Source organism: Pseudomonas sp. LAIL14HWK12:I1, from assembly GCF_003202095.1.
In the GTDB taxonomy this organism is placed as follows: domain Bacteria; phylum Pseudomonadota; class Gammaproteobacteria; order Pseudomonadales; family Pseudomonadaceae; genus Aquipseudomonas; species Aquipseudomonas monteilii.
In genome coordinates, this window is sequence record NZ_QJKG01000003.1 from 18,715 (window position 1) to 31,672 (window position 12,958).

Genomic DNA, 12,958 nt, shown 5'->3' on the forward strand with positions numbered 1-12,958 from the left:
TGCGGTAGATAATTGCCTGCTCAGGTGGATGGCCGGCAGGCCTTCTTCGAAGACCTGCGCGGGCAGTGAGAGCCGCTTAGCCGCCGAGGGTTTGCGCCTGGCGAGTGAGGCTGGTCAGCAGGCCGGTTTCAACCTGTTGCTGCTCGGCAGTCAGCACGTCCACCCCCTGGCGGTACTGCTGCTCGTTGATCGAGACGCGACGCAGTATTCCTTGAGCATTCAATGGGCTTTCGGGCATGACGCCAGCCAGCGCCTGTAGAACAGAACTGTCCAGGGAGGTGACTGGGTCGGCGGTTTCATCCAGGCAGTAGTACAGGTAGTCCAGGCCCGGCCGCCAAAAATCGGTGATCAGGCTGAACTGTGCTGCATGCTCACGTTTCATGTACTCAACCCAACCCGGCTGCTGGTTCATCCATTGTTCCCGCGCGCTGGCATCCGTATCCAGCGCCAGGACCGCAGCTTTCACCCGGTCGATGATGGTCTGGTTGATCCTGGCTGTGTCGCGGTACAACATGCCTCGGCTCGGTTCGGGATAGTCCAGCGCGGTGGCCAGAGACTGGCGCAACGCCAGGCGTACTTCGATATCGTCCACCAGCCCCGTTTCCAGGTCGATATCCGGAAACGCAGAGGGTTCGTCGAGCACATCGTAAGCGGGAAGATCTTCATCGAAGACGCCATCGAGCAGCGCCTGTTTGCGCAAGGACCTTTTCCAGCTGATGCGGTCGGCCAGTTGATTGACCTGGTCGCGTCGATACAGCTTGCGATACAGCCTCAGCAGATCGATGGGTCGGCTACCAACACGGCCTGCGGCTTCGTGGGCCAGTACCTCTATTTCCAATGCGCTGAAAGCGTCGGCGCCTGCGTCGCCACAGGTTGGGGGGAAGTCGCCCGCCACGGTGGCCAGGCGTTCACGTAGCTCGGTGTCTTGAGCAGCCTTCTCCAGCAAGTCCCAGACACGTTCCCTCAGTGCTGCGGTATCACGCCGCGCTTCCGCCGACTGGGCGAGACGTTCCAGGACCCCTAGCAGTGCCGCATTCTCACCTTGGTCGAACAAATCGCTCCACAGTTGCTCCTCGGCATTGCTCGCCTCACCACGGAAAATGCCTTGCCACTGCGGTACGTCCTCTGCGTGCTCGAATACGTTGACGCCACTGCTGCCCAGGCGTGCACGTGTCTGGGCTTCCAGGGTGTTGTAGTTGAACAGCCAGCGGCGCTCAGGCAGGCGCGCGGCGACGTCACGGGCGAAGGGGGTACGCAGCACCCCTGGCAAGTCTGGCAGCGTGCGAATGCGGTTGGAGGAGAGGTTGAGATAGCGCAGTTGGTACTGGGGCTGGCTCATGAGGGTGGTCAAGCTGTCGGGCCATTGCTGCAGTTCGCAACGCTCGAGGTCCAGGTGGCTGAGGCGAGCCATGAAGCGCAGGTCGGGCGGCAGCTGCAATGGGTTGCCAGGCATGTGCAATACCATGGGGTGAATCATGTCCTGAAAACGGGCAGCGAGGGTTTCATCGAGTGTGATCCGATTATTGCCCAGGCCCAGTGCATCCAGTGGCAAGCGCGCAAGGAAGCTCAAGCTGGCGTCATCGAGTTGCAGGCGGTTACGGCTGAGGCCGAGTATTCTCAGGCCGGGCATCGCTTCGATGGCTTGTTGGGCAGTGGCTGTAAGGGCAGTCAAGCCATTGCTTGTCAGGCCCAGCTCGCGTAGCCGTGGCGCAGACTTGAGCGCCTCGAACAGTGTTTCGGCGTCAATGTCGGGGTTGCCAATGATTTCCAGGTTTTCCAGGTTGGGGAAGTTTGACAGCAAGCCGCTGTCCAGGCGCCGCAGCTGCAACCCATCAAGCGTGAGTTGCCGGATATGCGGCATGCGAGCAGTGAACGTTGGCAGCGCTTGCAACTGCATGCGGTCCAGCACGAGTGCCTCGCGTTGCGCGCCGCCTTCACGCCGGGCAGCACTCATCAGCCGCTCGGCGCACTGTTGGCGATCAAAGCGCTCTTCCAGCGAAGCTGAAGCGTTGGCCCAGCGGTTGAGGTCACGGCTGAGGGTACGCTGTTCTGCTTCCAGCCGACTGATGGCGATACCCAGGTCGCCCCCTTGCGCAAGTTCAGCTTGCAGCGCACTGATTTGCGGGCTACTGAGTTCGGGGTAGAGTGCCTGGAGGCGGCGCGCGGCTGGCAGGCCCCGACCACTCAAAGGGTAGCCAAGTTGGCCGTTGGCCATGCGCAAGGGTGAGCGCAAGCTCGGCTTGATGGGCTGTTGGCCAAGCAGCGAGGCGCAGCGCTGGCGATCGGCAAGGGCAAGTTGCAGCAACTGGGCCGAGTCAGCCTGTGGGTGCTCGGCTTGCAGGGCCTGTTTCAGGCGTTGGCTGTCATCGTTAGCCAGGCTGCGCCTGAACATGCCGAGGATGGCGCGGTCTAGCCGTGCACGGGCTTGCAGACGGCGGGCTTCTTCGGCAATGCGAAGCGGCACCCGTCCCCTTGTCAGGCTTAGCCGTTCGGCGTTGCTGATGTTGGCCAGTAACGCTTCAAGCGCACTGTCCGGCAGGCCGGGAAACTGCTGGGCGAGGGGTTGGGCGGCTGGGGGAAGGACGGGGCGGCGGCTGTGTTGCAGGCTGCTGAACAACGCTTCGCGATGTGCTTCCAGGTGGGTCGCGAGCGTGTTGTTCAAGGCAGAAGGTCGCTGCTCGGGCGGCGTGTCACCCAGCAGTTGCAGCGCGGTCTCTTCATCCATTTGAGCCAACACGGTCTGGCTCAGTTGACCATTGTCCAGGTCGGTGCGGGTGACTTCGATTTCTATTTGCCCTGTCGAATGGGACGGGCCGTAGCGCACAGACTCGCCCCAGGGTTCTGGCCCTTTGTAAACCTTGAGTACAGTTCCCTCAGGCCACCCCGGCAGGCGCAGCAGTTCAGGTAAGGCAAAGTTCTTGTACGCTGCCAGCGGTAGCCCATGGCGTACGCGATCGATGATCTGTTGAGCCTCGTTGTCGAGTTGCAGGCGTTGCAAGGTGTCGATCAACAGGGCGGGTGGGCGTGAGCCTGTTGCCTGGTTACGGCGTAATACACCTTCATCGGTACCGGTACTGCGCATGGCGTAGTCCAGCTCGCTTTCGTCCAGGCCAGTGGTGTAGTTGCCCAGGCGGCTCATGAGTTGCTGGTGGTCCCATTCCAGCGGTTGTTCATGGTCGAGTTGCCAGCGGGCGTTGCCATGATGCAACAAGCGTGGCGCATAAGCCTGCGCATCATCGGGGTGGCGCACGCGCCATTGTTGCTCAGCGTCCTGAAACACTTCGTATAGCGTCCCATCCAGCTTCAGGTAGGTCTTCCCATCGACGTGCACATGGCCGAGCGAATCGGGTTGAACTCCCTCAGGGACAGCCGCTGGGCTTGCATACGGCTTCATGTCGGGGTGCCAGAGCACTTCCTGATCTTCGTGCCACACACTCGTCAGTGCATCGACGAAGCCTGATGCCTGAACGATCTTGGCGCCTACCGCAAAACCGGCGATGACCGCCGCATTGATGGCCAATGATTCCAGTTGCACCAGCGCTTGCTGGCTATCGCCTTCTTCCCAGGCCTCGAACCCGGTGAACACAGAACTCATCAGGTCGTAGGCGAAAACGCCAAGCATGACCGTGTTCAGCCCGGGCACGAAGAACGCAGCCACGTTGAGCACATTCATGCCCATGTCGAACCAGTGCTTCAGGCGCTGGTTGCGGGCCTTGGCGTCTACGTCGGCAGTGGGGACAGCAATGGTTTTCGCGTCGGCCTTCATGCGCGCAAGGTGCGCGTTGTACAAGGTGGCCCAGGGATCGGTGCGGATGGGCGAGGGGGTGAAGTGGAGTACAGGCTTGTGTCGGGGTCTGCGTATGCCTGCATCGTCCTTCTCGAACAGCGCGTTCTCCAGCTTGTCGGCCAGCTCCTGTTGCCTGTCCTTGTAGGCGAAATGGACCAAGGCACGACGGAATGTGCTTTGCAGCAAACGGCTGCGCAGGTGCTGGCCTGCTGCCTGGCGTGAGGCAAATTCCCTGACCGGGTGCTCGTTGTCTTCAGGTATGTAAACAATGCACGGGTTTATCTGGCCAGGCTCGTCGGGCCCGATGAACAGGATTTCGTGGATGGGAATACCGAACAGGCTGAAGTTCCAGCAGTGCAACGGCTGCTTATCGTAGGTGGGGTGGGGCTTGCCATCGCATAACTGAATGAGCGCATTGCCTGCGTGGTCGCTCAGCAGGCCTTTGAGCGTTGCGATCAGGGCCTGCACCCTCAAAGCTTCACGGCTGGCTTGAATCGACAGGCGCTGGATTTCAGCGCGGTTGTCGCCCTCGTGGGTTGCATGCAGATGGTCTTGATAGCGCTGGCCAAGGTCCAGCGCCCGACAATGCTTGACGAAGTCCGCCATCGTCAGGCCTGGCAAGGGTGTCTCGCTGCCTGCTGCACGGGTGAGCCTGCTGTAGGCGCCTACTTCATCCAGGCCCTCGAAGTTGTGCAGAGCCGCCTCCAGCAAGCTGCGTGCTTGCGGCTCGCCCACGGGGCGGGTGGCCAGCACATCCACCTTCCGGTCAGGGAACAAAGGCACTTCCAGGTCGGGAACGCCGGTCCAGATATCGGCATCGGCTTCAAAGGGCTGGAAGACATACTGCGCTCTGTCTACGGGCACATTCACTTTCAACCGCTCGGTCAGCAGCGGGGTGCTGAAGGTGATGATGTCTTTGAAGCCCGCAAGCGCTGTCTTGAGTTGCGCCAGGCATTTGTTTCGCACTTTGATGGCGTTACGCAACTGCTCGCGCGCGGGCGCATCGGCAGTGGCATACCATGTGTAAGGGGTGCCATCTTCAGCCAGATAGTCCCTGCGCAGGCTTTGCACCACTTTTTGCGTGTGTGCGGGGTGAAGCGCCTTGCTCCATTTCGGCAATGCGCGGGTTATCTGGCTTTGATGCAGCGGCGTGGGGTTTGTCATGGTCATGACCTCTTGCGTAGAGGGAATAGTCCACGCTCTTCAAGGCGCCGTGGTGCGGTAGATAGTTGTCGGTAACGGTCGGTCTTGCGCATGCGTGGGTCGGTGAGGGGCCAGCAGCAGGGGGCGATCTGCGAGAGGGTGAGGCAGGCCATGGCGCAGGCTTCAGCCAAGGAGAATTGCAATGCGTTCGCTGTGCAGTCCGAAAGATCACCTGTTAGACCTCGATGGTATTGAAATAGCGGTCCGCACCTGGGGCGCCGAAGACGGTATTCCCGTATTGGCCTTGCATGGCTGGCTGGACAACGCTGCCTCGTTCGAACGCCTGGCACCGATGCTGGACGGTTGTTTCGTGGTGGCCCCCGACCTGGTCGGCCATGGCCGCTCTGACCATCGCCGCCACGACAGTGGCTATTACCTGTGGGAGCACGCCGAAGACATGCTGGCGGTGACCGACAGTCTGGGGCTGGCGCAGTTCCATGTGCTGGCCCACGGCATGGGCACCGGGGTGGCATCGCTGCTGGCTGCCATGACCAGCGGCATTGCCAGCATGACCTTCCTCGACGGCATGGGGGCACCGTTCACGGTGGCCGAGGATGACCGCGTGCAGCACCTGGCGCGGGCCTACCGGCTCAAGCGTATGGTGCAGCGCAGCCAGCTACCGGGTTTTGCCGAGCCAGACCCCGGCCGCTTCGACGACCTGGACACCGCACTGGCGCAACGCCGCGAACGCCTGGACACCGAGCTGTCGGAAGGTGCTGCACGGCTGCTGGCGCTGCGCGACCTGTTGCAACTGGGCGATGGCTATTGCTGGCGCCACGACCCGCGGCTGGTGCTGCCCGAACCCATGCCACTGACCGAGCGCGAAGCCTGCGAACTGCTCAACCAGATCAGCTGCCCGTTGTACCTGCTGTTTGGTCGCCAGGGTGCATTTACCGGCGAAGCCTTTGCCCGGCGCGAGGCTGCCTTGCCTGGTCAGGCGAAGATTTCGTGGCACCCGGGCGGGCACCACTTCCACCTGGATACCCCGGACCGGGCGCTGGTCGACCAACTGTTGCGCATCCTGACGCGGCATGAAGGGCGCGTGCTGCAGCGGTTGGTTAACGAGTAGCTGATTCTGGTCACGCCGGGCGAAGCTGGGCTATGGTGGCGAACGTATTCGCGCACACGGCACAAGGAGCCCGGCATGCGACCGTTCGCTATCAAGCACATAGACCATCTTGTTCTGCGGGTCAGCGACCTGCCGCGCAGTGTTGCCTTCTACACCGAGCTGCTGGGTTGCGCTGTCAGCCGCGTGCGCGACGACCTGGGCATGGTGCACCTGGCCACGGGCACGGCGATGATCGACCTGGTGACCCTGGACGGCCCGCTGGGCCAGCCAGGCGGGGCGGCACCGGGGGTGGAGGGGCGCAACCTGCACCATTTCTGCCTGCGTATCGAGCCGTTCGACGAGGCGGCATTGACGGCCTACCTGGAAGCCGCCGGGGTAAAGGTTGAGCCCGCAGAGAAGCGTTATGGTGCCGAAGGCGAGGGGCTGTCCCTGTACTGTTACGACCCGGATGGCAACCAGGTCGAGTTGAAGGGGCCGGTGGCAGGTGCGGTATGAGCGAGCTGCACAGTCGCGAGCCTTGGAACGACACCGCGCAAGGCAAGCTGTTCGCCTAGGCGTGGGTACCCCTGCAGGTGCAGGGGGCGCCCATTGTCCTGCTGGATGATTCGCTGGGTTGTGTGGTGGGTGGGCGGGCGGCGATGCAGTTGCTGCAAGGGTTTGCCATGCGCTGGTCAATGAATGCCTGACCCTCTGTAGCGTGGCGACCATTCCGCTGCTTGCCAACTGGCTGCCGGGTACGGGTCTTTGGCCTGATCATTGGCCGTTGGCCCTGCAGTTGCTGCTAGCCATTGCGCTGGCCGACCTGGGCATCACCCTGGTGCATTACGCCAGCCACCGCAGCCCGCTGCTGTGGCGGCTGCATGCGGTGCACCACAGTGTCACGCGCCTGTACGGTTTCAACGGCCTGATGAAGCACCCTCTGCACCAGTTGCTCGAAACCCTGGGCGGTACCTTGCCGTTGTTGCTGCTGGGCTTGCCCGTCGAGGTGGCATCGCTGCTGGCGTTCAGTGTGTCCATCCAGCTGTTGCTGCAACACAGCAACGTGGACATGCGCATTGGCGGCTTGCGCCATGTGTTTGCCTGGGCGCCGGTGCATCGCCTGCATCACCTGAAGTACGGCAGTACTGGCGACGTCAACTTCGCGCTGTTCTTTCCACTCTGGGACCGGCTGCTTGGCACGGTTTTGTACCTGCCAGGCTATGCGCTTGCGGACGACGACATGGGAATCGGGGATCGGCCCGACTATCCGCAGGCTTACCTGGCGCAATTGCGCGAGCCGTGGGTGAACGGCGATGCTCATGCCCCTGCGGTATTGCCAGCGGGGTTGTGCCAGGCGCTAGCCGACCGTACGTAGACGCAATCCGCGCAAGGCTGCCCGGGTGCTGAGGCCGAACTGCCGGCGAACGCTGCGGGTGAAGTGCGCCGAGTCGGCAAACCCTGCCGCCAATGCCGCTTCGGTCAGGCTGGCGCCGCTCAGCGCCCTTTGCAGGGCCACGCGCAAGCGCTGCCACAACACCAGCCGCCGCACCGACAGTTTCAGTGAACCGCTGAACAGACGCTCCAGCTGGCTGATCGACAGCGTAGCGGTACTGGCCAGTTCCCGGGCCGGCAAGGTTTGTTCGTCGAGCGCGCGGATGCGCTGGAGCGCTTTTTCCAGGCGCGGATCGAGCCGGCGGCGCGGCCAATGCCCAAGGCTTTCTGCCAGATGTTCTGCACTATTGCCCGCGTGCTCGCAGGCCAAGGCAAGGTCTGCCAGGTCGAATGCCAGCGGCTCGGCAAACAGGGTAAGGCACGGTATGCCATGACTGAGGATGGCATGAGGTTGCTGCGAGGCAATCAGCACCTGCGGGCCGCTGCAGAGCTGCTCGCCCACACGCACCTCGACATCGGCGCCGAGGCCGACAAGCACCTGATGCGCGTAGTGCACGTGACGGTCGGTCCTGCCGAGTGTAGACAGCAGCAGGCAGTGATCGTCAGCCAACCAGATATCGCCTAGCCAGCCCGGTGTAGCCGTGTCGTTCATGCTGCCCTCTGGAGTGCGGTCAGGCGGGTGGATATCCCGCCAAACCCGATTATGCTTTACTAACCTGCTGCGATCCGAGGCGGCCCGTCTCGTCGTGCTTCGCGCAACCAAAGCAAGCCCCAGGGCCTGGGTGCGACGGTGAAGTGGTTGTGAGGTGCTCCGGCCTGCATGATGACATGACGGAGGCAACCCATGGCGGTTCTCGACAGCGCATCCACGGGCAGTAGCGCGCCCCAACGCGGTATCACCCGGGAGGAGCGCAAGGTCATCTTCGCCTCTTCCCTGGGCACGGTGTTCGAATGGTACGACTTCTACCTGTACGGTTCCCTGGCGGCGATCATCGCCAAGCACTTCTTTGCCGGGGTCAATGAAACCACCTCGTTCATCTTCGCCTTGCTCGCCTTTGCCGCCGGGTTCGCCGTGCGGCCATTCGGTGCCATCGTATTCGGCCGCCTGGGCGACATGATCGGGCGTAAGTACACTTTTCTCATTACCATCGTGATCATGGGCCTGTCCACCGCCATCGTCGGCCTGCTACCTGGCTACGCCTCGATCGGTGTGGCCGCGCCGATCATCCTGATCACTCTGCGCCTGCTGCAGGGCTTGGCACTGGGGGGCGAGTACGGCGGCGCGGCCACCTACGTGGCCGAACATGCACCGAAGGGGCGGCGCGGCTTTTTCACCGCCTGGATCCAGACCACGGCTACACTGGGGCTGTTTCTGTCGCTGCTGGTAATCATGGCGTGCCGCACGGCCATGGGGACCGAGGCCTTCGAGGCCTGGGGCTGGCGGGTGCCGTTCCTGCTGTCGATCCTGCTGCTGGCGATTTCGGTGTACATACGCATGCAGCTCAACGAGTCACCGGTGTTCATGAAGATGAAGGCCGAAGGCAAAGCCTCCAAAGCCCCTCTGACGGAGTCGTTCGCCCGTTGGGACAACCTGAAGGTGGTGATCATGGCGTTGCTGGGCGGCACTGCTGGCCAGGCCGTGGTGTGGTACACCGGGCAATTCTATGCGCTGTTCTTCCTGTTGCAGATGCTCAAGATCGAGCCACAGACGGCCAACCTGCTGATTGCCGGCTCGCTGCTGATCGGCACGCCGTTCTTCATCTTCTTCGGTAGCTTGTCTGACCGCATTGGCCGCAAGAAGATCATCATGGCCGGCTGCATTATCGCTGCGCTGACCTATTTCCCGATCTTCAAGGCGCTGACCGAGTACGGCAACCCGGACGTGTTCGTTGCCCAGGAGCAAAACCCGGTGGTGGTGGTGGCTGACCCTGGCCAGTGCGCGTTCCAGTTCGACCCGGTGGGCAAGGCCAGATTCACCAGCTCCTGCGACATCGCCAAGAGCCTGCTGGCCAAGCGCGCCATTCCCTACACCAACGAAGCGGCCGAACCTGGCAGCGTGGCGCAGATCCGTATTGGTGAGCGGGTATTGCCGAGTTTTGACGGCAGCAGCATGGCCGCAGCAGACTTCAAAGCGCAAAGCGAGGCGTTTACCGCCACCCTCAGTGGTGCGCTGAAAGAAGCTGGATACCCGGAAAAGGCTGACCCGGCGAAGATCCACTACCCGATGGTGCTGTTGCTACTGACCCTTTTGGTGATCTACGTGACCATGGTCTACGGCCCGATTGCCGCCTGGCTGGTGGAACTGTTCCCCGCGCGTATCCGCTACACGTCGATGTCGCTGCCTTACCACATCGGCAACGGCTGGTTCGGCGGCTTCCTGCCGACGGTTGCGTTTGCCATGGTGGCGGCGACCGGGGATATCTATTACGGCCTGTGGTACCCGATCGTGATCGCCGTGATGACGGCGGTACTGGGGATCCTCTTCATGCCGGAGACCAAGGATCGGGATATCAGTCATACCTGACGAATGAGGTTGCCTGTACTGACCTCTTCGCGGGTAAACCCGCGAAGAGGTCAGTACAGGCAACCGGTCAGTCGAAGTACCCTCGCAGCCCAAAGGCATACCCGGTATCCACTTCAGCAGCCTGACCCCGACTCCAGCGCTTCTTCAAGACAAACTCGAACGCCGGCTCGTACAAACCGTCCCGCACCAGTGCCCCCGCCAGCACCTCCACGTCATACCAGCCGTTGTCCAGCTCGATGATCGGCCGCCCCGGCACCTGGTAGCGAGCCATGAGGTCGCCCAAGGTCTTGGGCGTGAAATGCTGCAGGATGCGCCAGGTGTACAGCATCAGCGCACCGTGCTCGACCCGCAGCACGTAGCCATTGCGCCGGTGCTTCAGGCGGCTGCCGGGCTCGCGCAGGGCCGGGGTGTAGCCATCGAGGGTGAAGAGGATGCGATAAGGCAGGTTGTCGACCCCGGCCAGCGGCAGCACGATGCCTTCGCGTACGGCTTGGTCGCCACTGTCGTCATGGGTGAATGCATAGGCAAGGTCGTCGGGCAGCTCATGCTCCTGTTTGAAGCGTTCGAGCAGCTGGATATCGCCAAGCAGAAAGTAATCGACCAGGTCGTTGAGCACTTCGCTGAATTCGTGGCGCATCTGTTTTCCTTGTTGTTGCGCGTGGGGTGGGGTGTCAGTGTTTTTGGGCGATCTGGATCAGGTTGCCACAGGTGTCATCGAACACGGCCACGGTAACGGGGCCCATGTTGGTGGGCGGCTGGGTGAACGTTACGCCCGCCGCACACAGACGTGTGTATTCAGCCTGGATATCGCGTACGCCAAACGACGTGGCGGGGATGCCGTCCTGTTTGAGCGCCGCTTTGTACACCTTGGACGCTGGGTGCGCATCGGGTTCCAACAGCAACTCCACACCATTGGGGTCGTTGGGCGAAGTGAGGGTCAGCCAGCGGTGCCGGCCCATGGGGATGTCATGCTTGGGCTCGAAACCGAGTACATAGTGATAGAAGGCCAGGGCCTTGGCCTGGTCGTCGACGAGAATGCTGGTAACCACGATCTTCATTGGCGCACTCCGTATCGCTGAGGCCGTTGGGTATCAGTAAAGACGTTCAGAGATTATTGGCCAGTGGCCGGGTTTCCAGATGGGGTACCGGGTGAGCGGACGATAGAGTCTATCTGGCAAGTTCACCCAACCCAGGAGTAACGTACATGCAAGATGAACCGAAGGCGGAATTGCCAGGTAACGATGAGCAACAGACGCTGGAGCATGTGGAGTCTGAAGTGAAACTCTCCAGGCGCAAGCGTGGCGTGGCCCCTGTAATGGAGATGGCATGTGCCCCAGGGTACAAACACGTCGGGGATGACTGCGTGATGGCGAATATAGACTTCGAGTGATCCGGTGGGGGCTTCAGGTGGCCCCCACAAAAAAACCTGCTCAAGCCATAGGTAAATCCTTTATCACCCAGCCCCCATCCGCCAGCGGCCAGGGTTAAAGTGTCAGCCATGATCCCTGCGTGCCCATCGGGCACCAAAGAGGTACCCGTGGCTGCCTATACCCTGCGACAACTGAAGTACTTCGTCACCACCGTGGAGGCCGGCAGCGTTGCCGAGGCTTCGCGCCAGCTGTACATCGCCCAGCCGTCCATCTCCACGGCCATCAAAAGCCTGGAGGAAAGTTTCGGTGTGCAGCTGTTCATCCGTCACCATGCCCAGGGTGTGTCGCTGACGCCCAGTGGCAAGCGCTTCTACGCCAAGACCAAGTCGCTGCTGCAGATGGCCCATGAGTTCGAGCAGAACGCCTTGGCCGACAACGATACCGTGGCCGGGCAGATCGACATCGGCTGTTTCGAAACCGTGGCGCCGTTGTACCTGCCGCGGCTGATTGCCGGTTTTCGTCAGCGTTACCCGGGCGTGGACATTCGCCTGCGTGACGGCGAGCAGCAGGACCTGATCCAGGGCCTGACGGCCGGCACCTTCGACCTGGCGTTTCTCTACGATCACGACCTGGACGGCACCATCGAAGCCGAGCCGCTGATGCCGCCGCAAAAGCCCTACGTGCTGCTGCCGGAAAACCACCGTTTTGCCGGCCAGGCCCAGGTCTCGCTGCGCGACCTGTGCCCGGAACCGATGATCCTGCTGGACGTGGCGCCCAGCCGCACCTACTTCGTCAGCCTGTTCAACGAACTGGGGCTGACGCCGAACATCGTTTTCAGCTCGCCGTCGATCGAGATGGTGCGTGGCATGGTCGGGCAGGGCTTTGGCTTTTCGCTGTTGGTGACACGGCCGCATTCGGAATGCACCTACGACGGCCAGCGCCTGGCCATGCTGGACATTGCCGAGCCGGTGGCGCTGTCGGGGCTGGCGGCGGCGTGGTTGAAGCGGGTGCAGTTGACCAAACCTGCACAGTTGTTTGTGGAGTTCTGTCGGGAGGAGCTGGCGAAGTTCTAAGGCCGGCACGCCATGCCGCCTGATTCAACGGCATGGCGTGCCAGGGTGGTCAAGGATTGACCTGATAGCCGCGGCCTTGCAAGCAGCCGCTGTAGGCACTGGCATGGGCCTGGGTTTTTGCTTCGTCCTGACCGCGCCTGTCCTGGCGCCGATCCTGACGCTGACGCATGCCACCGACTGCGGCACCGGCGGCAGCCACCTCGCCAGCGCGGTTTTGCCGGTATTGCTGCTTGGCATCGTCACTGGCCCGGTCATACAACGCTTCATGCTGGTTGCCGCGCACCTGCGCGCCCACTGCACCGGCGGCGGCACCGGCAGCCGCGCCGCGTACCCGGCCACCGACATGGGCTTCACCGGACGTTGCGGTGCTGTTTGCAGCATTTGTGGCGACGGTATTGCAATCGTTGATATCCAGTTGCATCTGCTGGCTGCTCTGGCCTTTAAGCGGCACTACCGACTGCGCCTGGGCAGCCGGTGCCGCGCTCAGCAGCACCAGCAGGCAGCTCCATGTGAACGTACGCATGGCACACCTCCACGGGGCGGAAAGCCCGTTTCACAGGA

Annotated in this window: 10 protein-coding genes and 1 pseudogene; 6 read left to right on the forward strand and 5 right to left on the reverse strand. The window is 62.2% G+C overall.

Annotated features, from left to right (window positions below):
• Positions 1-76: 76 nt before the first annotated feature.
• Entirely contained in the window at positions 77-4,951 is a 4,875-nt protein-coding gene (locus tag D906_RS09430) for an NEL-type E3 ubiquitin ligase domain-containing protein (RefSeq protein WP_232238356.1), read from the reverse strand.
• A gap of 181 nt (positions 4,952-5,132) precedes the next feature.
• Here D906_RS09430 and D906_RS09435 point away from each other — a divergent pair, with 181 nt between their 5' ends.
• The 3 genes and pseudogenes from D906_RS09435 to D906_RS09450 form a co-directional block, all read left to right on the forward strand.
• Positions 5,133-6,059 carry an alpha/beta fold hydrolase gene (locus tag D906_RS09435; RefSeq protein ID WP_019097303.1) on the forward strand — a complete coding sequence of 309 codons (927 nt, stop codon included), beginning with the start codon at positions 5,133-5,135 and terminating at the stop codon, positions 6,057-6,059.
• Positions 6,060-6,134: 75 nt separating this feature from the next.
• A complete protein-coding gene (locus D906_RS09440; protein WP_019097302.1) occupies positions 6,135-6,554 on the forward strand; it encodes a VOC family protein in 420 nt (139 codons plus the stop codon).
• A 160-nt stretch (positions 6,555-6,714) separates the two neighbouring features.
• Positions 6,715-7,413 (forward strand): annotated as a pseudogene (locus tag D906_RS09450) (sterol desaturase family protein); the annotation flags it as partial.
• Here D906_RS09450 and D906_RS09455 read toward each other — a convergent pair.
• Positions 7,396-8,082, reverse strand: coding sequence for a helix-turn-helix domain-containing protein (locus D906_RS09455; RefSeq protein ID WP_027615108.1), 687 nt, complete (start codon positions 8,080-8,082; stop codon positions 7,396-7,398). The pseudogene D906_RS09450 and the gene D906_RS09455 overlap by 18 nt on opposite strands.
• 192 nt (positions 8,083-8,274) lie before the next feature.
• Between D906_RS09455 and D906_RS09460 the strand changes: the two genes are divergently transcribed.
• On the forward strand, positions 8,275-9,954 hold the full coding sequence (locus D906_RS09460) for an MFS transporter (RefSeq protein ID WP_025754540.1): 1,680 nt from the start codon (positions 8,275-8,277) through the stop codon (positions 9,952-9,954).
• Between the two features lie 67 nt (positions 9,955-10,021).
• On the opposite strand, the gene D906_RS09465 is transcribed toward D906_RS09460, so the two are convergent.
• Positions 10,022-10,591 carry a hypothetical protein gene (locus D906_RS09465; RefSeq protein WP_019097298.1) on the reverse strand — a complete coding sequence of 190 codons (570 nt, stop codon included), beginning with the start codon at positions 10,589-10,591 and terminating at the stop codon, positions 10,022-10,024.
• 34 nt (positions 10,592-10,625) lie between these two features.
• A complete protein-coding gene (locus D906_RS09470) occupies positions 10,626-11,012 on the reverse strand; it encodes a VOC family protein (RefSeq protein ID WP_019097297.1) in 387 nt (128 codons plus the stop codon).
• 146 nt (positions 11,013-11,158) lie between these two features.
• On the opposite strand from D906_RS09470, the gene D906_RS09475 reads away from it, so the two are divergent.
• Positions 11,159-11,344 carry a hypothetical protein gene (locus D906_RS09475; protein ID WP_019097296.1) on the forward strand — a complete coding sequence of 62 codons (186 nt, stop codon included), beginning with the start codon at positions 11,159-11,161 and terminating at the stop codon, positions 11,342-11,344.
• A 147-nt stretch (positions 11,345-11,491) separates the two neighbouring features.
• Positions 11,492-12,397 carry a LysR family transcriptional regulator gene (locus D906_RS09480; RefSeq protein WP_025754539.1) on the forward strand — a complete coding sequence of 302 codons (906 nt, stop codon included), beginning with the start codon at positions 11,492-11,494 and terminating at the stop codon, positions 12,395-12,397.
• 49 nt (positions 12,398-12,446) lie between these two features.
• Here D906_RS09480 and D906_RS09485 read toward each other — a convergent pair whose 3' ends face one another.
• On the reverse strand, positions 12,447-12,920 hold the full coding sequence (locus D906_RS09485) for a YMGG-like glycine zipper-containing protein (RefSeq protein ID WP_019097294.1): 474 nt from the start codon (positions 12,918-12,920) through the stop codon (positions 12,447-12,449).
• Positions 12,921-12,958: the final 38 nt, after the last annotated feature.